This window comes from Oceanobacillus profundus, assembly GCF_003515705.1.
Classification (GTDB): Bacteria; Bacillota; Bacilli; order Bacillales; family Amphibacillaceae; genus Oceanobacillus; species Oceanobacillus profundus.
In genome coordinates, this window is the sequence record NZ_QWEH01000015.1 from 16,884 (window position 1) to 40,098 (window position 23,215).

24 protein-coding genes and 1 other annotated feature are annotated in these 23,215 nt (G+C 40.7%); all 24 genes read left to right on the forward strand.

From position 1 onward, the window contains the following. The first annotated feature begins 322 nt into the window (after positions 1 to 322). The 24 genes from nusG to rpsQ all read left to right on the forward strand — a co-directional run bounded on the left by nusG (position 323) and on the right by rpsQ (position 23,175). Entirely contained in the window at positions 323 to 859 is a 537-nt protein-coding gene (nusG, locus tag D1B32_RS17765) for a transcription termination/antitermination protein NusG (RefSeq protein WP_095313578.1), read from the forward strand. A gap of 172 nt (positions 860 to 1,031) precedes the next feature. After that, the gene (gene rplK / locus D1B32_RS17770; RefSeq protein ID WP_144029223.1) at positions 1,032 to 1,457 is read left to right on the forward strand and encodes a 50S ribosomal protein L11; all 426 of its coding nucleotides are present in this window, start codon (positions 1,032 to 1,034) and stop codon (positions 1,455 to 1,457) included. 242 nt (positions 1,458 to 1,699) lie between these two features. Further along, positions 1,700 to 2,392, forward strand: coding sequence for a 50S ribosomal protein L1 (gene rplA, locus D1B32_RS17775; RefSeq protein ID WP_095313576.1), 693 nt, complete (start codon positions 1,700 to 1,702; stop codon positions 2,390 to 2,392). Positions 2,393 to 2,442: 50 nt separating this feature from the next. Beyond that, positions 2,443 to 2,594, forward strand: a sequence feature (ribosomal protein L10 leader region). 45 nt (positions 2,595 to 2,639) lie between these two features. Then, on the forward strand, positions 2,640 to 3,140 hold the full coding sequence (gene rplJ / locus D1B32_RS17780) for a 50S ribosomal protein L10 (protein WP_095313574.1): 501 nt from the start codon (positions 2,640 to 2,642) through the stop codon (positions 3,138 to 3,140). Positions 3,141 to 3,195: 55 nt separating this feature from the next. Continuing rightward, on the forward strand, positions 3,196 to 3,558 hold the full coding sequence (gene rplL / locus D1B32_RS17785; RefSeq protein ID WP_118890042.1) for a 50S ribosomal protein L7/L12: 363 nt from the start codon (positions 3,196 to 3,198) through the stop codon (positions 3,556 to 3,558). Between the two features lie 415 nt (positions 3,559 to 3,973). Next, positions 3,974 to 4,576: a class I SAM-dependent methyltransferase gene (locus tag D1B32_RS17790; RefSeq protein WP_118890043.1), complete on the forward strand. Its 603-nt coding sequence runs from the start codon at positions 3,974 to 3,976 to the stop codon at positions 4,574 to 4,576. 531 nt (positions 4,577 to 5,107) lie between these two features. Continuing rightward, complete coding sequence (gene rpoB, locus D1B32_RS17795) at positions 5,108 to 8,644, forward strand: DNA-directed RNA polymerase subunit beta (protein WP_118890044.1); 3,537 nt, start codon at positions 5,108 to 5,110, stop codon at positions 8,642 to 8,644. Positions 8,645 to 8,766: 122 nt separating this feature from the next. Further along, positions 8,767 to 12,375, forward strand: a complete 3,609-nt coding sequence (gene rpoC / locus D1B32_RS17800; RefSeq protein WP_095313568.1) for a DNA-directed RNA polymerase subunit beta' — start codon at positions 8,767 to 8,769, stop codon at positions 12,373 to 12,375. Positions 12,376 to 12,562: 187 nt separating this feature from the next. After that, complete coding sequence (locus D1B32_RS17805; RefSeq protein WP_095313566.1) at positions 12,563 to 12,814, forward strand: 50S ribosomal protein L7ae-like protein; 252 nt, start codon at positions 12,563 to 12,565, stop codon at positions 12,812 to 12,814. A gap of 144 nt (positions 12,815 to 12,958) precedes the next feature. Further along, positions 12,959 to 13,378: a 30S ribosomal protein S12 gene (rpsL, locus tag D1B32_RS17810; RefSeq protein WP_095313564.1), complete on the forward strand. Its 420-nt coding sequence runs from the start codon at positions 12,959 to 12,961 to the stop codon at positions 13,376 to 13,378. 38 nt (positions 13,379 to 13,416) lie between these two features. Beyond that, complete coding sequence (rpsG, locus tag D1B32_RS17815; protein WP_095313562.1) at positions 13,417 to 13,887, forward strand: 30S ribosomal protein S7; 471 nt, start codon at positions 13,417 to 13,419, stop codon at positions 13,885 to 13,887. 42 nt (positions 13,888 to 13,929) lie between these two features. After that, entirely contained in the window at positions 13,930 to 16,008 is a 2,079-nt protein-coding gene (gene fusA, locus D1B32_RS17820; RefSeq protein ID WP_118890045.1) for an elongation factor G, read from the forward strand. A 129-nt stretch (positions 16,009 to 16,137) separates the two neighbouring features. Continuing rightward, complete coding sequence (gene tuf, locus D1B32_RS17825; protein WP_118890046.1) at positions 16,138 to 17,325, forward strand: elongation factor Tu; 1,188 nt, start codon at positions 16,138 to 16,140, stop codon at positions 17,323 to 17,325. A gap of 805 nt (positions 17,326 to 18,130) precedes the next feature. Beyond that, entirely contained in the window at positions 18,131 to 18,439 is a 309-nt protein-coding gene (gene rpsJ, locus D1B32_RS17830) for a 30S ribosomal protein S10 (protein WP_095313553.1), read from the forward strand. 29 nt (positions 18,440 to 18,468) lie between these two features. Next, entirely contained in the window at positions 18,469 to 19,101 is a 633-nt protein-coding gene (gene rplC, locus D1B32_RS17835; protein ID WP_095313552.1) for a 50S ribosomal protein L3, read from the forward strand. A 26-nt stretch (positions 19,102 to 19,127) separates the two neighbouring features. Next, the gene (gene rplD, locus D1B32_RS17840; protein WP_095313550.1) at positions 19,128 to 19,751 is read left to right on the forward strand and encodes a 50S ribosomal protein L4; all 624 of its coding nucleotides are present in this window, start codon (positions 19,128 to 19,130) and stop codon (positions 19,749 to 19,751) included. After that, a complete protein-coding gene (rplW, locus tag D1B32_RS17845; protein ID WP_095313549.1) occupies positions 19,751 to 20,038 on the forward strand; it encodes a 50S ribosomal protein L23 in 288 nt (95 codons plus the stop codon). Before rplD ends, rplW begins: the two co-directional genes overlap by 1 nt. A 29-nt stretch (positions 20,039 to 20,067) precedes the next feature. Next, positions 20,068 to 20,898 (forward strand): 50S ribosomal protein L2, encoded by an 831-nt coding sequence (gene rplB / locus D1B32_RS17850; protein WP_095313547.1) that lies wholly within the window; start codon positions 20,068 to 20,070, stop codon positions 20,896 to 20,898. A gap of 57 nt (positions 20,899 to 20,955) precedes the next feature. Continuing rightward, positions 20,956 to 21,234, forward strand: coding sequence for a 30S ribosomal protein S19 (gene rpsS, locus D1B32_RS17855; RefSeq protein ID WP_095313546.1), 279 nt, complete (start codon positions 20,956 to 20,958; stop codon positions 21,232 to 21,234). A 21-nt stretch (positions 21,235 to 21,255) separates the two neighbouring features. Continuing rightward, positions 21,256 to 21,597 carry a 50S ribosomal protein L22 gene (gene rplV, locus D1B32_RS17860; protein ID WP_095313544.1) on the forward strand — a complete coding sequence of 114 codons (342 nt, stop codon included), beginning with the start codon at positions 21,256 to 21,258 and terminating at the stop codon, positions 21,595 to 21,597. Positions 21,598 to 21,600: 3 nt separating this feature from the next. Beyond that, entirely contained in the window at positions 21,601 to 22,239 is a 639-nt protein-coding gene (rpsC, locus tag D1B32_RS17865; RefSeq protein WP_095313542.1) for a 30S ribosomal protein S3, read from the forward strand. Positions 22,240 to 22,261: 22 nt separating this feature from the next. Then, on the forward strand, positions 22,262 to 22,696 hold the full coding sequence (gene rplP / locus D1B32_RS17870; protein WP_026680240.1) for a 50S ribosomal protein L16: 435 nt from the start codon (positions 22,262 to 22,264) through the stop codon (positions 22,694 to 22,696). After that, positions 22,686 to 22,886: a 50S ribosomal protein L29 gene (rpmC, locus tag D1B32_RS17875; RefSeq protein ID WP_087975050.1), complete on the forward strand. Its 201-nt coding sequence runs from the start codon at positions 22,686 to 22,688 to the stop codon at positions 22,884 to 22,886. The genes rplP and rpmC overlap by 11 nt, the downstream gene beginning before the upstream one ends. A gap of 25 nt (positions 22,887 to 22,911) precedes the next feature. After that, a complete protein-coding gene (gene rpsQ / locus D1B32_RS17880) occupies positions 22,912 to 23,175 on the forward strand; it encodes a 30S ribosomal protein S17 (protein ID WP_095313540.1) in 264 nt (87 codons plus the stop codon). Positions 23,176 to 23,215: the final 40 nt, after the last annotated feature.

Genomic DNA, 23,215 nt, shown 5'->3' on the forward strand with positions numbered 1-23,215 from the left:
ACGATTCGTGATTGAATGATAAATCAAGCTGCTATAAAGTGTGTGTTCAAAAGAGGATAAAAAGGACCGAGAAGTTCGAGGTGTTGTAGCTCCTGATAGCGGAACGTATGGGTTTAATACGTGAGCAGACGTTCTTGCACGCGGGAAAAGTGTTTTTCTTTTGCAAGGAATGGAAAACCAAGCCAACGAGCTTCCGCAGGATGTGGTGACTTCGATGTTCGACACAGGACGTGTCGGTATTTAATCGAAGGTCTACTGTTCTCGATGTGTCATTTTTACCGGACTTTTTGAACAGCCTTATAAGGGAGGGAGCCCTGTATAAATGGAGAAAAATTGGTATGTTGTTCATACGTATTCCGGTTATGAAAATAAAGTAAAGATGAACTTGGAGAAACGTGTAGAAACAATGGGAATGGAAGATAAAATCTTCCGTGTAATCGTTCCAGAAGACGAGGAAACAGAAATTAAAAACGGTAAAAAGAAAGTCATGAAAAAGAAATCATTCCCTGGTTATGTATTAACAGAAATGATTATGACAGACGATTCCTGGTATGTTGTAAGAAACACGCCTGGCGTAACTGGTTTTGTTGGATCTAGCGGGCACGGTGCAAAACCGACACCATTACTTCCAGATGAAATTGATGTTGTTTTAAAGCGTATGGGTGTATCAGAACCGACCGTACAGGTTGATTTTGAAATCAAAGAAAATGTACGAGTTGCTGACGGCCCATTCACTGATTTCACAGGATCAATTGAGCACATTGATATGGACAAGCAAAAACTAAAAGTTCATGTTAATATGTTTGGTAGAGAAACCCCAGTTGAATTGGATTTCTCGCAGGTTGAAAAGCTGTCTTAAAATGAACTTCTAAAAAAAGAGACAATAAAACCTTGCATTATTTAGCATTTCATGCTAAAATTTTTTTGTTATTTATGCCCTGGATAGGGCGTTGATAAATGGAGTGGGAGGGTATACCAATACAATCATAGGACCCTATTACCACATCACGGACTTTAAGGAGGTGTGTCTCGTGGCTAAAAAAGTAATCAAGTTAGTGAAATTGCAAATCCCAGCTGGTAAAGCAAACCCAGCACCGCCAGTAGGACCGGCACTAGGTCAAGCAGGTGTTAATATCATGGGATTCTGTAAAGAATTCAATGCTCGTACACAAGATCAAGCGGGTTTAATTATTCCTGTTGAAATTACGGTATTTGAAGACCGTTCATTTACATTTATTACAAAGACTCCACCAGCAGCTGTTCTTTTGAAAAAAGCAGCAGGTCTTGAATCTGGTTCTGGTGAGCCTAACAAGAACAAGGTCGCTACATTGAAACGCGATCAAGTAAAAGAAATTGCGGAATCTAAAATGCCTGATTTAAACGCAGCTGATGTTGAAGCGGCAATGCGTATGGTTGAAGGTACTGCACGAAGCATGGGAATTGTTATCGAAGATTAATTTTTGCAAATAGGAAAGTGTAAAACTTTGCTATTTGTACAAGTGCAACTAAGGCATTTGCCTAACGCTTGGCGATTGCTGAGTTTTCTAATACGGTATAGGTTGCGGTTGGCTGACCATTCGCAACCTTTTTCGTGGGTGTGATGGACCTAGTTTTAGGTTCGTTACACGCTTTATAAAAGCTGTTTGCTTTTATAAGTGGGAGGTATTACCGTTATAACCACAATAGAGGAGGAAATAAAATGGCAAAAACAGGTAAGAAGTATCAAGAAAATGCAAAGCTTGTTGACCGTACAAATTTGTATGAAATTAAAGAAGCTGTTGCATTAGCGAAACAAACTGCTAAAGCAAACTTTGACGAAACAGTTGAAGCTGCATTCCGTCTTGGAGTAGATCCGAAGAAAGCAGATCAACAAATCCGTGGAGCAATGGTATTGCCACATGGAACTGGTAAAACACAACGCGTGCTTGTGTTCGCTAAAGGTGAAAAAGCAAAAGAAGCAGAAGCTGCAGGAGCAGATTATGTAGGAGAGACAGAATTCATTGAGAAAATCAACAAAGGTTGGTTTGAATTTGATGTTATTGTAGCGACTCCTGATATGATGGCTGAAGTAGGTAAGCTTGGACGTGTGTTAGGACCAAAAGGTCTAATGCCAAACCCTAAAACTGGAACAGTTACTTTTGAAGTAGAAAAAGCTGTTAAAGATATTAAAGCTGGTAAAGTAGAATACCGTGTAGATAAGTCCGCAAATATCCATGTTCCAATTGGAAAAATCTCATTTGAAGATGAGAAATTGGTTGAAAACTTCGTAGCACTTACAGAACAACTTGTGAAAGTAAAACCGCAAGCTGCTAAAGGTACGTACATGAAGAATGTTTCAATCGCTTCTACAATGGGACCTGGAATCAAAGTTGACGTATCTGATTTTCGTTAATTAGGTGTTGACTTTGTCGCAGTGTTCCGTTATACTAAATTGCGTCATAAAAAAATGAATATGTTATACCGTAGACAGTAGGTGCGGATTTCCGCTTAATATCCTGCCGAGGTTTGTTTATATACAGATGAGTTAATCTATGTTAATGTCCATTTGTTATATTAAGCTCCCATGTCTACGTGGGAGCTTTTCTTATATATCCCTGCGGTGTAATGATATGAAAGAAATGATAATAGGAGGTGGAACAATGTCTGCAGTAATTGAACAAAAGAAACAATTAGTTGAAGAAATCACAGAAAAATTCCGTGCTAGTCAAACTTCAATAGTGGTTGACTACCGTGGTCTTGATGTGGCAGAAGTTACAGCATTACGTAAAGAACTACGCGATGCGGGAATCGACTTTAAAGTTTACAAAAATACAATGACTCGCCGTGCTGTAGAAGCAGCTGAACTTTCAGGCTTGAACGATGTGTTGGTAGGACCAACAGCTATCGCTTTCAGTAACGATGATGTAGTAGCACCAGCAAGAATTCTTAATAACTTCATGAAAGAACATGAGGCATTAGAAATCAAAGGTGGCGTTATCGAAGGTCAAGTAGCTAGCCTTGAACAAATTCAAGAGCTTGCTGAGCTTCCAAACTACGAAGGTATGGTGTCTATGCTGCTTAGCGTGCTTCAAGCACCTATCCGTAACTTTGCTTACGTTACGAAAGCAGTTGCAGAACAAAAGGAAGAACAAGGCGCTTAATAATCGCCTGACGATATTACTAAATTAAACTAAAATATTAGGAGGAAAATATATCATGACTAAAGAAGAAATGATTGGCGCAATCAAAGAAATGTCCGTTTTAGAATTAAACGATCTTGTTAAAGCAATCGAAGAAGAATTTGGAGTAACTGCTGCTGCACCTGTAGCTGCTGCTGGTGCTGCTGGTGGAGCTGCTGTTGAAGAGCAAACTGAGTTTGATGTAGTACTTACAAGTGCTGGAGCATCAAAAATCAAAGTTGTTAAAGCTGTTCGTGAAATCACTGGTCTTGGTCTTAAAGACGCAAAAGACTTAGTAGATAACGCGCCAAAAGCAATTAAAGAAGGCGTAGCTAAAGAAGAAGCTGAAGAAGTTAAAGGTAAACTTGAAGAAGCTGGCGCTGAAGTAGAAGTTAAATAATTTTGCTAATAGAAAATGATAGAGCTCGTCGAATTTCGGCGGGCTTTTTATCACGCGTTAATGGAGTGAAGAACCCCAACCTCTAATTGCGAGGGGGATCTTGTGGTATGAACAGCCGTAATCTCCTGATTCTGTTTAACTAACATCCAGAAGGCTGACTGCCTGAATAAAGTTTCGCTTTATTATTGATGCGGTATTTTATTGCCGGATCAAAATAATTAAGAGTAATTCATGTCGATTGTATAAAAGAGAAGATCTTGATCTAACTACTTTCGGCATTTTCTTTTTTGTGCCTGTCGATGTATATGGTGCAAGAGAGGTATCTTCGATTGAATTAAGTTTTATATATTATCTGGAGGTAGTTTGCTTTCAGGTATCTTCTAATTTTAAATATAACTAAGAAGTAGGTGCCCAAATGTCTGAGCATTACTTTTCTAATAAACCTCAATCTAAAACTTTACCAAAAACATGGACGTACCAACTAAGAGGAAAAAAATATACGTTTACAAGTGATGTTGGCGTGTTTTCAAAAAACGAAGTCGATTTTGGTTCGAGACTTTTAATAGAGCAATTTCAGGAGCCAAGTGTTCCTGGCGATCTATTGGACCTTGGTTGTGGTTATGGTCCAATTGGAATCGCGCTTGCGAATGATTTTGTTAATCGCCAAGTTGTGATGGTGGATGTAAATGAGCGTGCGCTTGCGCTTGCTGAGAAAAATGCGGCTATCAATAATCAAATAAACACTGAGGTTATCCAAAGTGATCGTTTGTCAGGTTTGCCTGGACGGAAGTTCGCGGCCATCCTCACGAACCCGCCGATTCGAGCGGGAAAGCAAGTGGTTCATCAAATGTTTGAGGATTCGAAAAAAGCTTTGCTTCCGGATGGTCAATTATGGGTGGTTATTCAAAAGAAGCAAGGAGCACCTTCGGCGATGGATAAGATCGAGGACTTGTTTGGAAATGTAGATGTTGTTATCAAAAGTAAAGGATACTATATATTAAGAGCTTTAAATGTTTGACCACATAGAATTAGTGTGGTAAGATTGGAAGATGGTAACATGGGGATTCTTTTGTCAAGGGAATCTTTATAAAATATGGGACGTATATTTGATTGCTGAACGGCAACACTGGTAGAATCGGAAAAAATGCAGGGTTTTATAATAAAGCCTTTTTTCTAGTTTACCAAAATAAATGCTATGTGTACAACTAGTATTTGTTGTATTGCTTTCAAATGCTGGTGAAGGGTAAGAGATGTAAAACACTTCGACGGCACGCTGGCAAGCATGTTCCATGAATTTCAATGCTTTAAAATTTGTTCGGCATATTGCTGAGCGAAAAGTTTAGCTAGGTAGATAGGATAGTGAAAAGCTTACTATTTACATCAATGCAACGAAGGTATTTACTTAAATAATTTGTGAATGCCTAAGTTTTGAAAAGTTAGGTTCGAAAAACAAAACTGAGAATCACTTTTTCTCGTATTGTTTTTTTCTAAATATGATTCTCTTTTTGTCAGACAGCGACAAAAAGACACGATTTAAGGGGTGAAGCAGTTGACAGGTCAACTAGTTCAGTATGGACGGCACCGCCAGCGCAGGAGCTATGCACGTATCAGTGAAGTTTTAGAATTACCGAATCTAATCGAGATTCAAACCGCTTCATATGAATGGTTCCTCGAAGAAGGCTTAAGAGAGATGTTCCAGGATATTTCTCCAATTGAAGATTTTACAGGAAACCTATCACTTGAGTTTGTAGATTACAGTTTAGGTGAGCCGAAGTATCCTGTAGATGAATCAAAGGAAAGAGATGTTACGTACAATGCTCCGCTTCGCGTGAAGGTTCGTTTAATTAATAATGAAACCGGTGAAGTGAAAGAACAGGAAGTATTTATGGGAGATTTCCCACTTATGACAGATACAGGTACATTTATTATTAATGGAGCTGAACGAGTTATCGTTTCACAGCTCGTACGTTCACCTAGTGTCTACTTTAATGAAAAAATCGATAAAAATGGTAAGCGTGGTATTGCTGCTACCGTTATTCCGAATCGTGGTGCATGGCTTGAGTTCGAAACGGATGCGAAAGACATTGCATATGTCCGCATTGATCGTACACGTAAATTACCAATTACAGTATTGTTACGTGCATTAGGCTTTGGCACAGATCAGGAAATCGTCGATCTATTAGGCGAGAATGAATACTTACGAAATACACTTGAAAAAGATAATACAGAGACCACAGAAAAGGCATTATTGGAAATCTATGAGCGTTTACGCCCGGGTGAGCCACCTACAGTGGAGAATGCGAAAAGCTTACTAATTTCCCGTTTCTTTGATCCGAAGCGTTATGACCTTGCGCATGTTGGTCGTTACAAGATGAATAAAAAGCTTCATATTAAAAACCGTCTGTTCAATCAGATTTTGGCTGAGTCTATTGTTGATCCTGAAACAGGAGAGGTTTTAGCTGAAAAAGGTGAACGATTAGAACGGAAACTATTAGATAAAATTCTTCCGTATTTAGAAAGGGAAGAAGATCGTTTCGGCGAGCGAATTCTTGAACCGAACGATGGTATTTTAGAAGATGAAATCAATATTCAGTCCGTTAAGATTATGGATCCAACTGATCCGAGCGGTGAGCGTGAATTAACTGTAATCGGAAATGGCGGCGTAACAAAAGAAGTTAAAAATATAACGCCAGCAGACATTTTAGCTTCTATTAGCTATTTCTTTAATCTGCTTTACAAGGTTGGGGACACAGATGATATTGACCATCTTGGAAACCGCAGACTTCGTTCGGTTGGTGAGTTGTTGCAAAATCAATTCCGTATCGGATTATCTCGTATGGAGCGAGTTGTACGTGAAAGAATGTCAATTCAGGACACGTCAAGCGTAACTCCACAACAGTTAATTAATATTCGTCCAGTAATTGCTTCAATTAAAGAGTTCTTCGGTAGCTCTCAGCTTTCGCAATTTATGGATCAGACAAACCCATTAGGCGAATTGACGCATAAGCGTCGTCTATCAGCGCTAGGGCCAGGTGGTTTGACGCGTGAACGCGCTGGTTTCGAAGTGCGTGACGTTCACTATTCTCACTATGGTCGTATGTGTCCGATTGAAACGCCAGAGGGGCCAAACATTGGATTGATTAACTCTCTGTCAAGCTATGCAAAGGTAAATAAATTTGGTTTTATTGAATCGCCATACCGTCGTGTAGATCCGGAAACCGGTGAAGTAACGATGAAAATTGATTACCTAACAGCAGATGAACAAGATAACTATATCGTGGCACAAGCAAACGCGAAACTTGATGAGAACAATAAGTTTGTTGATGCTGAAGTGATCGCTCGTTTCCGTGAAGACAATATCATTGTTTCCCGTGATAAGATTGATTACATGGATGTATCGCCGAAACAGGTAGTTTCTGCTGCGACAGCTTGTATCCCGTTCTTGGAAAACGATGACTCTAACCGCGCATTGATGGGTGCGAACATGCAACGTCAGGCGGTTCCGTTAATGAAGCCTGAAGCACCAATTGTGGGCACTGGTATGGAGTATGTAAACGGGAAAGACTCTGGAGCTGCGGTAATTAGCCGTGGTGAGGGTGTTGTGGAACGTGTAGAAGCGAAGGAAATTGTTATTCGTCACATTTCGGAAGTTGACGGTAAAGAAGTTCAAGGTGATGTTGTTCACTATAAGCTGCAAAAATACAAACGTTCGAACCAAGGAACTTGTTATAATCAACGCCCTATCGTTAGTGAGGGTGACCGCGTAACAAAGGGTGAGGTACTTGCTGACGGGCCTTCAATGGAAGATGGAGAGCTTGCTTTAGGTCGTAACGTTCTTGTTGGATTTATGACTTGGGAAGGTTATAACTATGAGGATGCGATCATCATGAGTGAAAGACTCGTGAAAGACGATGTATATACATCCATCCACATTGAGGAATTTGAGTCCGAAGCCCGTGATACAAAGCTTGGACCGGAAGAAATAACAAGAGATATCCCGAACGTTGGGGAAGACGCACTGAAGAACCTGGATGAGTATGGAATTATCCGTGTCGGTGCAGAAGTAACCGATGGAGATATTCTAGTTGGTAAAGTAACACCTAAAGGGGTTACGGAATTATCTGCAGAGGAAAGACTATTGCATGCTATCTTTGGCGAGAAAGCTCGTGAAGTGCGTGATACGTCCTTACGTGTTCCACATGGTGGAGGCGGTATTGTACTGGATGTTAAAATCTTCAATCGTGAAGATGGAGACGAACTGCCACCAGGTGTTAACCAGTTGGTTCGTGCGTATATTGTACAAAAACGTAAAATCCATGAAGGGGATAAAATGGCCGGTCGTCACGGTAACAAAGGGGTTATCTCCAAAATTTTACCGGAAGAAGATATGCCGTTTTTACCAGATGGTACACCAATCGACATTATGCTTAACCCACTTGGCGTTCCGTCACGTATGAACATCGGACAAGTGTTTGAGTTACATTTAGGAATGGCTGCTAGACAGCTTGGTATCCATGTTGCAAGTCCTGTATTTGATGGAGCAACAGAAGAAGATGTATGGGAAACACTTGAAGAAGCTGGTATGCCAAGAGATGCGAAAACAATTCTTTATGACGGCAGAACTGGAGAAGCGTTTGATAACCGTGTGTCTGTAGGGGTCATGTACATGATCAAACTTGCGCACATGGTTGATGATAAGCTTCACGCACGTTCAACTGGACCTTACTCACTTGTAACACAGCAGCCACTTGGTGGTAAAGCACAATTTGGTGGACAGCGTTTTGGTGAGATGGAGGTTTGGGCATTAGAGGCTTACGGTGCGGCGTACACACTACAGGAAATTCTTACTGTGAAATCGGATGATACAGTAGGACGTGTGAAAACATACGAAGCAATTGTGAAAGGTGATAATGTTCCAGAACCAGGAGTACCAGAATCTTTCAAGGTACTAATCAAGGAATTACAAAGTCTTGGTATGGATGTTAAAATGCTTTCGAGCGATGAACAAGAAATCGATATGCGTGAACTAGAAGAGGAAGAAGTTCAGGCGGCAACAAAGCTTAATATCGATGTAGAAGAGAATTAATGACACAATCCAGAATTGGTTCCAGGGTCTTTTCAAGGGCCCTCTGAACCGTTCTGTTGTATATAATTATTTTTACATGAATCCAGAGGTAAAATTGCACATTAAAAAGGGAGGATTGCCCCTTGTTAGATGTAAATAATTTTGAGTATATGAAAATAGGTCTTGCTTCACCAGAAAAAATCCGTTCTTGGTCTTACGGTGAAGTGAAAAAACCAGAAACAATTAACTATCGTACGTTAAAGCCAGAAAAGGATGGCTTGTTCTGTGAGCGTATTTTTGGACCACAGAAGGACTGGGAATGTCATTGCGGGAAGTACAAACGCGTGCGCTATAAAGGCGTAGTTTGTGATCGTTGTGGTGTTGAAGTGACGAAGGCGAAAGTTCGCCGTGAACGCATGGGTCATATTGAACTTGCTGCACCTGTTTCCCATATCTGGTATTTTAAAGGAATTCCAAGTCGAATGGGCCTTGTGTTAGATATGTCTCCGCGTGCGTTGGAAGAGGTTATTTATTTCGCTGCGTATATCGTTACAGATCCAGGCGGCACTCCTTTGGAGAAAAAACAGTTATTATCGGAAAAAGAATACCGTGCTTATTATGATAAGTATGGCAATACATTTAAAGCACAAATGGGTGCAGAAGCGATTCGTAAGCTTCTTCAGGATATTGACCTTGAAAAAGAAGTAGATGCATTGAGAGAAGAACTAAAATCAGCACAAGGGCAACGAAGAACACGAGCAATCAAACGTTTAGAAGTGATGGAAGCATTCCGTCATTCTGGTAATGATACGAGTTGGATGGTATTAGATGTTCTTCCGGTTATACCACCAGAAATTCGTCCGATGGTACAATTGGATGGTGGACGTTTCGCAACTTCCGACTTGAACGACTTGTATCGCCGTGTAATTAATCGTAACAATCGTTTGAAACGCTTATTAGATCTTGGAGCACCAAGCATTATTGTGCAAAACGAAAAACGTATGCTTCAAGAAGCGGTTGATGCATTGATCGATAATGGTCGTCGCGGCCGTCCGGTTACAGGACCAGGTAATCGTCCATTGAAATCCTTATCTCACATGTTAAAAGGGAAGCAAGGACGTTTCCGTCAAAACTTACTTGGAAAACGTGTGGATTATTCCGGACGTTCCGTAATCGTTGTAGGTCCAAACCTAAAAATGTACCAATGTGGACTGCCTAGAGAGATGGCATTAGAGCTTTTCAAACCATTTATCATGAAAGAGCTCGTAGAACGAGGTCTTGCACATAACATTAAATCAGCTAAGCGTAAAATTGAACGTGTACATCCTGATGTATGGGATGTATTGGAAGATGTGATTAAGGAGCACCCTGTTCTCCTTAACCGAGCACCAACCTTGCACCGATTAGGTATCCAAGCATTTGAACCGACATTGGTAGATGGTCGTGCAATTCGTCTGCATCCACTAGTATGTACTGCTTATAACGCTGACTTTGATGGTGACCAAATGGCTGTTCACGTACCTTTATCAGCAGAAGCGCAAGCAGAAGCTCGTATTCTAATGCTTGCTGCTCAAAATATCTTAAACCCGAAAGACGGGAAACCGGTTGTAACACCGTCACAGGATATGGTATTAGGAAACTATTACTTGACGCTTGAGCGTGAAGATGCTGTCGGTGAAGGAAGTATCTTTAAAGATGCTAACGAAGCGTTTATTGCATATCAAAACGGTTATGTTCACTTGCATACGCGTGTGGGTGTAGATGCCTCTAGTCTTCATAACAAGACATTTACAGAGGAGCAAAACAGCCAAATAATGCTAACGACGGTTGGTAAGTTAATTTTCAATGAAATCTTACCAGAGTCATTCCCATATATTAATGAACCGTCCAAAACAAATCTTGAGGAAAAAACTCCAGAGCATTATTTTGTAGAACGCGGCGCTAATATTAAAGAGGAAATTAAAAAACGCGAAATAATCAAACCGTTTAAGAAAGGCTTCTTAGGCGATATTATCGCAGAAGTATTTAAACGATATAAAATCACGGAAACGTCTAAAATGCTTGACCGAATGAAGGATCTTGGATTTAGCTATTCAACAAAAGCTGGTATGACAGTTGGTATTTCGGATATCGTTGTATTGGCTGAAAAAGAAAAGATCTTAGATGAAGCACAAATAAAAGTAGACAAAGTACTAAAGCAATTCCGTCGTGGGTTGATTACCGAGGAAGAGCGCTATGATCGAGTTATTTCGATTTGGTCTCAAGCGAAAGATGTCATTCAAGATAAATTGATGGGTTCATTAAGTAATCGAAACCCAATCTTTATGATGAGTGATTCTGGAGCGAGGGGTAACGCTTCTAACTTTACACAGCTTGCAGGTATGCGTGGACTTATGGCCGACCCGGGTGGACGTATCATTGAGATCCCGATTAAATCAAGTTTCCGTGAAGGTTTAACAGTACTTGAGTACTTTATTTCAACACACGGTGCACGTAAGGGACTTGCGGATACAGCACTAAAAACTGCTGACTCTGGTTACTTAACAAGACGACTTGTTGATGTAGCACAGGATGTTATTATCCGTGAAGCAGATTGTGGAACTGATCGTGGCTTGTCCGTGTCTGCATTAGTCGATGGTTCGGAAGTCATTGAACCACTACTCGACCGTTTGATTGGCCGAACTGCTTTCATGAATGTAAAACATCCAGAAACAGGAGAGCTGATTGTCGGAAAGAACGATCTGATTACAGAAGACCAAGCGAAAGTAATTGTGGAAGCAGGTATTGAAGAGGTAACGATTCGAACTGCGTTTACATGTAATACGAAACATGGTGTTTGTCAGAAATGTTATGGCCGCAACCTAGCAACAGGTGCTGATGTGGAAGTAGGAGAAGCTGTAGGTATTATTGCAGCTCAATCGATCGGTGAGCCAGGTACACAGCTTACAATGCGTACGTTCCATACCGGTGGGGTTGCCGGAGACGATATTACACAAGGTTTACCGCGTATTCAAGAATTATTTGAAGCACGTAATCCAAAAGGGCAAGCAGTAATTACTGAAATTGATGGTACTGTTCTAGAATTTAAAGAGGTCAAGGATAAGCAAGAGGTTGTTATCCAAGGCGCTGTTGAGCAACGCTCGTATGCAGTTCCATACAACGCTCGCATGAAGGTTACAATCGGAGATACAGTTGTAGCCGGACAAGAGCTCACTGAAGGTTCTGTTGATCCAAAAGAACTCCTTCGTATAAAAGGTGTAGACGGTGTTCAAGATTACTTGCTTCGTGAAGTGCAACGCGTTTACCGTATGCAAGGGGTAGAAATTGGTGATAAGCACGTAGAAGTAATGGTTCGTCAAATGCTTCGTAAAGTTCGTGTTAATTCTGCTGGTGATACTGACGTTTTACCAGGTTCCTTACTTGAATTACACCAATTCAAAGATGCCAACCATACCGTGCTAAACACTGGCGGAGACCCGGCAACAGGTCGACCGGTATTACTTGGTATTACAAAAGCATCTCTTGAAACAGACTCATTCCTTTCTGCCGCATCATTCCAAGAAACAACTCGTGTTCTTACGGATGCAGCAATTAAAGGAAAGCGCGATGAATTACTCGGCTTAAAAGAAAATGTTATTATCGGTAAACTGGTTCCAGCAGGTACTGGAATGCAACAATACCGAAGCATTAAAGCAGATATGGATCGTCCAGAGGAAGCGCAAGTTGAAGAAGAAACAGAAACAGTTCAATAATAACGGCTGTTTTAAGTTAACGTGATGATTCTAGTCCGTTCCTGATTAAAGAACTGATAGAAGCTAAACAAGTAAAAAAATCGGGATCACCAAAAAATATAGCCATTTATATGTTGACATTAAAAAACGAGAATGGTACTATATTCAAGGTGCTCCCGTTATACTTGTTACTTTGGAGGATAGCAAAATGTCTTATGAAAAAGTGACAAAGCTCAAGTCAAGTATAATCGTTGGGAAGAAGCAAACACTGAAAGCCATGAAAAATGGTGAGGTAAGTGAAGTGTATATTGCTGAAGATGCTGACAAGCAATTAACACAAGAAGTAGTCAGTCTGGCAATTGAACAAGGTATACCATATCAGCGTGTGGATTCCATGAAAAAGCTTGGTGCCGCTTGTGGCATTAAGGTAGGTGCAGCAACAGTAGCGCTTAGGAAATAACTATTTTAGTGTGTCAAATCACTAAAATCTTATTTTTTACCTAAATATGAACCACCTGGATGTGTGGTATTACAATCGGTGTTCAGGAAGATCTGATTGCTGATTTTAATTTAATAATTTAATTTGGAAGGGAGGACATCAATAATGCCTACTATTAATCAGTTAGTCCGCAAAGGACGTGTTAGTAAAGTAAAGAAATCCGATTCACCAGCACTTAACAAAGGGTACAACAGTTTCAAAAAGAGACTTACGGACCAAAGCTCTCCACAAAAACGTGGTGTTTGTACACGTGTTGGTACACTAACTCCAAAGAAACCGAACTCTGCACTTCGTAAATATGCGCGTGTTCGTTTATCAAATAACATGGAAGTAACTGCATATATCCCAGGTATCGGACACAACTTACAAGAACATAGTGTTGTACTAATTCGTGGTGGTCGTGTAAAAGACTTACCAGGGGTACGTTACCACATCGTTCGTGGTGCGCTTGATACTGCAGGAGTAGAAGGACGTATGCAAGGACGTTCTAAATACGGTACGAAAAGACCAAAAGAGAAAAAATAAGCTTTAAAATATAATAGATAGGAAAGGAGGATACTAGTATGCCTCGTAAAGGACCAGTGCCAAAACGTGATGTATTGCCAGATCCGCTTTATAATTCAAAATTAGTAACTCGTTTGATCAATCAAATTATGATTGATGGTAAACGTGGGAAAGCACAAAAAATTCTTTATAATGCGTTTGAACTAGTTGCTGAAAGAAGCGGTCAAAACGCAATGGAAGTTTTTGAGCAAGCTATGAAAAACGTAATGCCTGTACTTGAAGTTCGTGCCCGCCGTGTTGGTGGTTCTAACTACCAAGTACCAGTTGAGGTTCGCCCTGAGCGTCGTCAAGCATTAGGATTACGTTACATCGTTAACTATTCACGTCTGCGTGGAGAGAAAACAATGGAAGAGCGTCTTGCTAATGAAATCTTGGATGCTTCTAACAACACAGGAGCTGCTGTTAAGAGACGTGAAGAAATGCATAAAATGGCAGAAGCGAACAAAGCATTCGCTCACTACCGTTGGTAATATAAATCTAACAAAAGCTTTTAAGAGGAAGGAGAAGAATACATGGCTAGAGAGTTCTCCTTGGAAAAGACGCGTAATATTGGGATTATGGCGCATATTGATGCAGGTAAAACCACTACTACTGAGCGTATTCTTTTCTATACAGGACGTATTCACAAGATTGGTGAAACACATGAAGGTGCTTCACAAATGGACTGGATGGAGCAGGAGCAGGAGCGTGGAATTACAATTACTTCCGCTGCAACAACTGCTGCTTGGAAAGAACACCGCATCAACATCATTGATACACCTGGACACGTAGATTTCACAGTTGAAGTTGAGCGTTCATTGCGTGTACTTGATGGAGCTGTTACAGTTCTTGATGCACAATCAGGTGTAGAACCACAAACAGAAACGGTATGGCGCCAAGCTACAACGTACGGTGTACCACGTATCGTTTTCATTAACAAAATGGATAAAACAGGTGCAGACTTCTTGTATTCTACTGGAACATTGAAAGATCGCTTGGGTGCAAACGCACATCCGGTTCAGATGCCAATCGGTGCTGAAGATCAATTCAGCGGCATTATCGATTTAATCACGATGGAAGCTTATTCTTATAAAGATGATTTGGGTACACTTTCTGAGTCAAGTGAGATCCCGGCAGAATTGGTAGAACAAGCTGAAGAATTACGTGGTAACTTAATCGAAGCTGTCTCTGAAACTGATGAAGAGCTGATGATGAAATACCTTGAAGGAGAAGAAATCTCTAACGAGGAATTAAAAGCAGCGATTCGTCAAGCAACACTAAATGTTGAATTCTACCCAGTATTCTGTGGTTCAGCATTTAAAAACAAAGGTGTTCAATTGATGCTTGATGGTGTTATTGACTATCTTCCAGCTCCAACAGATGTACCTCCAATCGAAGGTATCGTGCCTGGAACTGAAGAAGCTGTATCTCGTCCATCATCTGATGACGCACCATTCTCTGCTTTAGCATTTAAAGTTATGACAGATCCATTTGTTGGAAAGTTAACTTTCTTCCGCGTATACTCTGGAACGTTAGATTCAGGCTCTTACGTGAAGAACTCCGTTAAGGATAAGCGTGAACGTGTAGGACGTATCCTTCAAATGCACGCAAACTCCCGTGAAGAGATTTCTACTGCATATGCAGGTGAAATTGCTGCTGCGGTTGGATTAAAGGATACATCTACCGGGGATACACTATGTGATGAAAAAAATCTTGTTATTTTAGAGTCCATGGAATTCCCAGAACCAGTTATCTCGGTTGCTATTGAGCCAAAAACAAAAGCTGACCAAGATAAAATGGGTACTGCTTTAGCTAAATTAGCTGAAGAGGATCCAACATTCAGAACTGAAACAAATCCAGAAACTGGTCAAACAATTATCTCTGGTATGGGTGAGCTTCACCTTGATATTATTGTTGACCGTTTGAAGCGCGAATTTAAAGTAGAAGCAAACGTAGGTGCACCTCAGGTTGCATACCGTGAAACGTTCCGTCAAGCTGCTGAAGTTGAAGGTAAATTCGTACGTCAGTCTGGTGGACGCGGACAATTCGGTCACGTTTGGATCAAATTCGAGCCTAACGAAACAGGTGCTGGATTTGAATTTGAAAACAAAATCGTTGGTGGTGTAGTACCACGTGAATACATTCCTGCAGTTGAGCAAGGTGTATCAGAAGCGATGGATAACGGTGTATTAGCTGGATTCCCACTAATCGACGTAAAAGCAACATTATTCGATGGAAGCTATCATGATGTTGACTCCAACGAGATGGCATTTAAAGTAGCTGCATCAATGGCATTAAAAGCTGCTAAAAACAAATGTAATCCTGTCCTTCTAGAACCAATGATGCGAGTAGAAATCGTAATTCCGGAAGAGTACATGGGAGACATCATGGGTGATGTAACATCACGTCGTGGACGTATTGAAGGTATGGAAGCACGCGGAAACGCACAGCTTGTTAAAGGTTTTGTACCATTAGCAGAAATGTTTGGTTACGCAACTGCCCTACGTTCAAATACACAAGGTCGTGGAACATACACAATGACATTCGACCATTATGAAGAAGTGCCGAAAAGCATTTCTGAGGAAATTATCGAGAAAAACACAGGTAAATAATTGATTTTTTCCTTAATCTAACGTATAACAATTAGTATAAAGGCTAAGGGATAACTTGAAGTTGTTACTTCTTAGTTGATTATATAATTTTAAAAAAACACTTTTATTTATTTAAAGGAGGAACTATAAATGGCTAAAGAAAAATTCGATCGCTCCAAAAGCCACGTTAACGTTGGTACTTTAGGACACGTTGACCATGGTAAAACTACATTAACAGCTGCTATCACAACTGTACTTGCAAAACACGGTGGCGGGGAAGCTCGTGGCTATGACCAAATTGATGGTGCACCAGAAGAAAGAGAACGTGGTATCACAATCTCAACTTCTCACGTAGAATACGAAACTGAAACTCGTCACTATGCACACGTTGACTGCCCTGGTCACGCTGACTATGTTAAAAACATGATCACTGGTGCTGCACAAATGGACGGAGCTATCCTAGTAGTATCTGCTGCTGATGGCCCAATGCCACAAACTCGTGAGCACATCCTTTTATCTCGTAACGTTGGGGTACCAGCTTTCGTAGTATTCCTTAACAAAACAGATATGGTAGATGATGAAGAGCTTCTTGAATTAGTAGAAATGGAAGTTCGCGATCTATTAACTGAGTACGATTTCCCTGGTGATGATGTACCAGTAATTAAAGGTTCTGCACTTAAAGCTCTAGAAGGCGATGCAGAATACGAAGAAAAAATTCTTGAGTTAATGGCTGCAGTTGATGAGTATATCCCAACTCCAGAACGTGACAAAGAAAAACCTTTCATGATGCCTGTTGAGGATGTATTCTCAATCACTGGTCGTGGAACAGTTGCAACTGGTCGTGTTGAGCGTGGAGAAGTTAAAGTTGGAGATGAAGTTGAAATCATCGGTCTTGCTGAAGAAGCAAGCAAAACAACTGTAACAGGTGTTGAAATGTTCCGTAAGCTTCTTGACTATGCTGAAGCTGGTGACAACATTGGTGCACTACTACGTGGTGTGTCTCGTGATGACATCAACCGTGGTCAAGTACTAGCTAAGCCTGGTACAATTACACCACACACAAACTTCAAATCTGAAGTTTATGTATTATCAAAAGAAGAAGGCGGACGTCATACTCCATTCTTCTCAAACTATCGTCCGCAGTTCTATTTCCGTACAACTGACGTAACTGGAGTTATCCAACTTCCAGAAGGCGTTGAAATGGTAATGCCTGGCGATAACATTGAAATGACAGTTGAACTAATTTCACCAATCGCTATCGAAGAAGGAACTCGTTTCTCTATTCGTGAAGGTGGACGTACAGTAGGTTCAGGTGTTGTATCTACTATCCAAAAATAATAAGTTTTTCTATGAAAACAGGTGACGTGACGACGTTACCTGTTTTTTTGCATTTTGCACGCTTGCTTACCTTGCTATCGGAACATTGTACGCAAAATATATAAACTTCGAACTAATGTGTATTAAGAGATTGTACGTATACCGCTCCGGAAACACACTACGCTTTCCGCGGGTGACCCGTGAGCCTTCTTGAACTACGTTCTGCGAAGTCTCACTCTGGCCACGTATCCCGCAGGAGTCTTCGTGTGTTTCCTCCGCTAGTGCTGGTTCACTGGCTATACTAACATGGTTTATCAAAATAAAAATGTTGTTCTAACCAGTCCGGGTGAGCGTAGGGCGGTGACTCCTGTGGGAACAGCACGTGTCTGAAGACTCGCAGGAAGTGGTTTTCTTCCGGAGAGGCTGAAGCCGTGCCCACGGAAAGCATCCGACCGGAGCGATCCCGGACGGCGATTGTTCCACAGATTAAGCAAATAATCACTAGTTCGGATTTTCTTTCAAATACCAATCAAGTTTATCCAATATGCTATCTGTCAAAGAAACGCAAAAAACTTCTGTATATCTAAAAAACTTTCTAGAATAACTTGCAATCATTAGGGCACATATGTATAATATAGAAATGCGCAAACGACTATGTGAAAATAGTGGTTGCAAAAACTAGACATTTTTAGTATACTAATAATGTTGGTCATAAGGCGATGATGTGAAAGGTTGTTGGCACACCCGGCCCCTTTGCCATGGCGGGGTGCTAAGAAATTTTCGCGGAGAATGTCTATAATAATATGGGCGAGAAGGAGGGAAAATAATGGCAAAAGAGAAAATCAGAATTCGTTTGAAAGCATATGATCACCGTATTTTAGATCAATCTGCTGAAAAAATCGTAGATACTGCGAAACGTTCAGGTGCTAAAGTGTCTGGTCCGATTCCATTACCTACAGAGAAATCAATCTATACTGTACTTCGTGCGGTGCACAAGTATAAAGATTCTCGTGAACAATTCGAAATGCGTACACATAAACGCTTAATCGATATTGTTGAGCCAACACCAAAAACAGTTGATGCATTAATGCGTCTTGACTTACCATCTGGTGTGGACATTGAAATCAAATTATAAAATCGTGTTTAATATAGGAGGTGTAACGGATGACGAAAGGAATCTTAGGTCGTAAAATCGGCATGACTCAGCTTTTTTCTGAAAATGGAGAGTTAGTTCCAGTAACAGTAATACAGGCTGAGCCCAATGTAGTTTTGCAAAAAAGAACATTAGAAAATGATGGTTATGAAGCAATACAAATCGGTTTTGCTGATAAAAAGGAATCACGTACGAATAAAGCGGAAAAAGGTCATGCTGAAAAAGCAAGCACAGCCCCTAAGCGCTACGTTCGTGAAATCCGTAACGCAAATCTTGACGAGTATGAAGTAGGTCAAGAGATTAGTGTAGAAGCTTTCCAAGCTGGAGACAAAATTGATGTAACTGGAACTTCCAAAGGTAAAGGATTCCAAGGATCAATCAAACGTCACGGACAGAGTCGCGGACCAATGGGTCACGGATCTCATTTCCACAGATCTTCAGGTTCTATGGGTGCAGCAGCTTATCCAGCTCGTGTATTCAAAGGTAAAAAATTACCAGGACAAATGGGTTCTGAGCAAATCACAATCCAAAACCTTGAAGTAGTAAGTGTAGATGCAGAACGTAATCTACTATTAATTAAAGGTAATGTACCTGGTGCAAAGAAATCATATGTGAAAATCACAAGTGCATTAAAAGGTAACTAATCACACATACGAAGGGAGGATATGTCATGCCTAAAGTAGCACTTTTAAAACAAGATGGAAGTAATGCTGGAGAATTCGAATTAAACGATTCCGTTTTCGGTATTGAGCCAAATACACATGTATTACATGAAGCAGTAGTGATGCAACGCGCATCTATGCGTCAGGGTACTCACGCGGTAAAAAACCGCTCTGAAGTTCGCGGCGGTGGTCGTAAACCATGGCGTCAAAAAGGAACTGGTCGTGCTCGTCAAGGATCTATTCGCTCACCACAATGGGTTGGCGGTGGAACTGTGTTCGGACCAACTCCACGCAGCTACAGCTATAAACTACCAAAGAAAGTACGTCGTTTAGCACTTAAATCTGCATTGTCTTCTAAAGTAAAAGAAGATAGCTTAGTTGTTTTAGATAGCATTGCAATTGATGCTCCGAAAACAAAAGAAGTTATTAAAATGTTAGACGCGCTAAGCGTTAATGCAAAAGCATTGATCGTGACTGCTGAAACAGACGAAACAGTAATTCGTTCTGCTAACAACCTTCAATCTGTAAAGGTATTGACTGTTGATGAAATCAATGTACTCGACTTGCTTGCGCATGACAAGCTGATCATTACAAAAGATGCAGCTGAAAAAGCAGGGGAGGTGCTTGCATAATGAAAGACGCACGCGATATAATTAAACGCCCTGTCATTACAGAGAATTCCGCTGATTTAATGGCAGAGAAAAAATATACGTTTGAAGTATCCCCGAAAGCAAACAAAACTGAAATCAAAGATGCTGTTGAAGTTATCTTTGGTGTCAAAGTAGAAAAAGTTAACACAATGAATGTTAAAGGTAAGTTCAAGCGAATGGGTCGTTACGGCGGGTATCGCTCAGATCGCAAGAAAGCTATCGTACAGCTTACAGAAGACAGCAAAGAACTGGACTTCTTTGAAGCATAATCTAAAAAATTCGTGAAGGAGGGAAAAAGATGGCGATTAAAAAATTTAAACCAACCTCAAACGGTAGACGTAACATGTCTGTGCTAGATTTTGCAGAGATTACTACGGATACTCCGGAAAAATCCTTGTTGGCACCTTTAAGTAAACGTGGTGGTCGTAATAACCAAGGTAGATTAACTGTTCGTCATCAAGGTGGCGGTCATAAGCGTCAATATCGTATCATCGATTTCAAACGTGATAAAGATGGTATACCAGGACGCGTTGCTACAATTGAATATGATCCAAACCGTACAGCTAATATTGCTCTAATCCATTACGCAGATGGAGAAAAGCGTTATATCTTAGCTCCAAAAGGACTTAAAGTAGATCAAGTAATTGAATCAGGTGTAGATGCAGATATCAAAGTTGGTAATGCACTTCCACTTGTAAACATCCCAGTAGGTACAATCATTCACAACATTGAATTGAAGCCAGGACGCGGTGGACAAATCGCTCGTTCAGCTGGAGCGGAAGCTCAAATTCTTGGACGTGAAGAAAAATACACGCTTGTACGTCTAGCATCAGGCGAAGTTCGCATGATCCTTTCTACTTGCCGTGCATCCATTGGCCAAGTTGGTAACACGGAACATGAACTAGTTCGTGTAGGTAAAGCAGGTCGTTCACGCTGGAAAGGTATCCGCCCAACAGTTCGTGGATCTGTAATGAACCCTAACGATCACCCGCACGGTGGTGGTGAAGGACGCGCACCTATCGGACGTAAGTCACCAATGTCACCATGGGGTAAACCGACACTTGGTTACAAAACGCGTAAACGTAACAAACCATCTGATAAGTATATTGTTCGTAAACGTAAAAAATAAACGTAAAGTAAGGACGGGAACTAATGCCCGTCTGCAACTCTGGAAGGAGGTTTATTCATGGGTCGTAGCTTGAAAAAAGGACCTTTTGCAGATGACCATCTAATGAAGAAGATTGACAGCCTAAACGAAGGTGAAAAGAAACAAGTTATTAAGACTTGGTCACGTCGATCTACAATTTTCCCAACATTCATCGGTCACACAATTGCTGTTTATGACGGACGTAAACATGTACCAGTTTATATTACAGAAGATATGGTCGGACATAAATTAGGTGAATTCGCGCCAACTCGTACGTACAGAGGGCACGCTGCCGACGATAAGAAAACAAGACGCTAATAAGAGAGGAGGTACTAAGGCATGCAAGCTAAAGCCGTTGCGAAATCAGTTCGTATTGCTCCTCGTAAGGTTCGTTTAGTAGTTGATCTAATTCGAGGAAAAAATGTTGGCGAAGCAATTGCGATTCTACGCCACACACAACGCGGTGCTTCTCCAGTAGTAGAGAAAGTTCTAAAGTCTGCTGTAGCAAACGCAGAACATAACTATGAAATGGATGCAGATAATCTAGTGATTTCTGAAGCATTCGTAAATGAAGGTGCTACATTGAAACGTTTCCGTCCACGTGCACAAGGACGCGCAAGTAAAATTAACAAACGCACAAGCCACATTACAGTTGTGGTAACTGAAAAGAAGGAGGGATAGTCAGTGGGTCAAAAAGTGAATCCAACAGGTCTTCGCGTAGGTATCATTAAAGACTGGGAGTCAAAATGGTATGCTGGTAAAGACTATGCAGACTTACTACATGAAGATATTAAAATCAGAGAATATCTTGAAAACCGCTTAAGCACAGCTGCTGTTTCTTCTATCGAAATCGAACGTGCAGCTAACCGTGTTAATATTACAATTCATACTGGTAAGCCAGGAATGGTAATTGGTAAAGGCGGTTCAGAAGTTGAAGCTTTACGTAAATCATTAAATAGCTTGACAGGTAAAAGAGTTCACATCAATATCGTTGAAATCAAGAAAGTTGATCTAAACGCTAAATTGGTAGCTGACAACATTGCTCGTCAATTAGAAAACCGTATTTCTTTCCGTCGTGCTCAAAAGCAAGCAATTCAACGTGCAATGCGCGGAGGAGCTAAAGGAATTAAAACACAAGTATCCGGACGTCTTGGTGGAGCAGATATCGCTCGTGCGGAACATTATAACGAAGGAACAGTACCACTACACACTTTGCGTGCTGATATTGATTATGGTACAGCAGAAGCTGATACAACTTATGGTAAATTAGGTGTTAAAGTGTGGATCTATCGTGGAGAAGTCCTTCCAACTAAAAACAAATAAATAAGGGAGGGTGCTCATTACTATGTTAATGCCTAAACGTGTTAAATATCGTAGACAACATCGTGGTAAAATGAGAGGCCAAGCAAAAGGCGGTACAACAGTTGCTTTTGGTGAGTTTGGTTTACAAGCAACAGAGGCTTCTTGGATTACAAGCCGTCAAATTGAGGCAGCTCGTATTGCAATGACTCGTTACATGAAACGTGGTGGTAAAGTTTGGATCAAAATTTTCCCAGACAAACCATACACTGCTAAACCGCTCGAAGTTCGAATGGGTTCCGGGAAAGGTGCTCCTGAAGGATGGGTAGCAGTAGTTAAACCAGGAAAAATTATGTTTGAAATCGCAGGTGTATCCGAAGAGGTTGCTCGTGAAGCATTAAGACTTGCTTCTCACAAACTGCCGATTAAAACTAAATTTGTAAAACGTGAAGAAATTGGTGGTGAAAGCAATGAAGGCTAATGAAATAAGAGATCTAACCACTGCCGAAATTGAACAAAAAGTTAAATCATTAAAAGAAGAACTATTTAATTTGCGTTTCCAACTTGCTACAGGTCAGTTGGAAAACACTGCACGTATCCGTGAGGTACGTAAAGCAATCGCACGTATGAAAACTGTAGTACGTCAACGTGAATTAAGCGTAAATAACTGATTCTACAGAGAGGAGGTTAGCCTCAATGACTGAGCGTAATAATCGTAAAGTTTACACAGGACGTGTTGTTTCTGACAAAATGGATAAAACAATCACTGTTCTAGTTGAAACATATAAATTCCATAAATTATATGGAAAACGTGTTAAGTATTCGAAGAAATTCAAGGCGCATGATGAAAACAACCTTGCAAAAACAGGAGATGTTGTTCGTATCATGGAAACTCGACCACTATCAGCTACGAAGCGTTTTCGTCTAGTTGAAGTAACAGAAGAAGCCGTTATTATATAATTAAAGTTCGCTCGGAAGGTATCCGAAGGGAGGTCACAGT

What these genes read in the sequence shown, in the direction of transcription:
- nusG (WP_095313578.1), top strand. Translation starts at nt 323, where the DNA reads ATGGAGAAAAATTGGTATGTTGTTCATACGTATTCCGGTTATGAAAAT.
- rplA (WP_095313576.1), top strand. Translation starts at nt 1,700, where the DNA reads ATGGCAAAAACAGGTAAGAAGTATCAAGAAAATGCAAAGCTTGTTGAC.
- rplJ (WP_095313574.1), top strand. Translation starts at nt 2,640, where the DNA reads ATGTCTGCAGTAATTGAACAAAAGAAACAATTAGTTGAAGAAATCACA.
- rplL (WP_118890042.1), top strand. Translation starts at nt 3,196, where the DNA reads ATGACTAAAGAAGAAATGATTGGCGCAATCAAAGAAATGTCCGTTTTA.
- D1B32_RS17790 (WP_118890043.1), top strand. Translation starts at nt 3,974, where the DNA reads ATGTCTGAGCATTACTTTTCTAATAAACCTCAATCTAAAACTTTACCA.
- D1B32_RS17805 (WP_095313566.1), top strand. Translation starts at nt 12,563, where the DNA reads ATGTCTTATGAAAAAGTGACAAAGCTCAAGTCAAGTATAATCGTTGGG.
- rpsL (WP_095313564.1), top strand. Translation starts at nt 12,959, where the DNA reads ATGCCTACTATTAATCAGTTAGTCCGCAAAGGACGTGTTAGTAAAGTA.
- rpsG (WP_095313562.1), top strand. Translation starts at nt 13,417, where the DNA reads ATGCCTCGTAAAGGACCAGTGCCAAAACGTGATGTATTGCCAGATCCG.
- fusA (WP_118890045.1), top strand. Translation starts at nt 13,930, where the DNA reads ATGGCTAGAGAGTTCTCCTTGGAAAAGACGCGTAATATTGGGATTATG.
- tuf (WP_118890046.1), top strand. Translation starts at nt 16,138, where the DNA reads ATGGCTAAAGAAAAATTCGATCGCTCCAAAAGCCACGTTAACGTTGGT.
- rpsJ (WP_095313553.1), top strand. Translation starts at nt 18,131, where the DNA reads ATGGCAAAAGAGAAAATCAGAATTCGTTTGAAAGCATATGATCACCGT.
- rplC (WP_095313552.1), top strand. Translation starts at nt 18,469, where the DNA reads ATGACGAAAGGAATCTTAGGTCGTAAAATCGGCATGACTCAGCTTTTT.
- rplD (WP_095313550.1), top strand. Translation starts at nt 19,128, where the DNA reads ATGCCTAAAGTAGCACTTTTAAAACAAGATGGAAGTAATGCTGGAGAA.
- rplW (WP_095313549.1), top strand. Translation starts at nt 19,751, where the DNA reads ATGAAAGACGCACGCGATATAATTAAACGCCCTGTCATTACAGAGAAT.
- rplB (WP_095313547.1), top strand. Translation starts at nt 20,068, where the DNA reads ATGGCGATTAAAAAATTTAAACCAACCTCAAACGGTAGACGTAACATG.
- rpsS (WP_095313546.1), top strand. Translation starts at nt 20,956, where the DNA reads ATGGGTCGTAGCTTGAAAAAAGGACCTTTTGCAGATGACCATCTAATG.
- rplV (WP_095313544.1), top strand. Translation starts at nt 21,256, where the DNA reads ATGCAAGCTAAAGCCGTTGCGAAATCAGTTCGTATTGCTCCTCGTAAG.
- rplP (WP_026680240.1), top strand. Translation starts at nt 22,262, where the DNA reads ATGTTAATGCCTAAACGTGTTAAATATCGTAGACAACATCGTGGTAAA.
- rpmC (WP_087975050.1), top strand. Translation starts at nt 22,686, where the DNA reads ATGAAGGCTAATGAAATAAGAGATCTAACCACTGCCGAAATTGAACAA.
- rpsQ (WP_095313540.1), top strand. Translation starts at nt 22,912, where the DNA reads ATGACTGAGCGTAATAATCGTAAAGTTTACACAGGACGTGTTGTTTCT.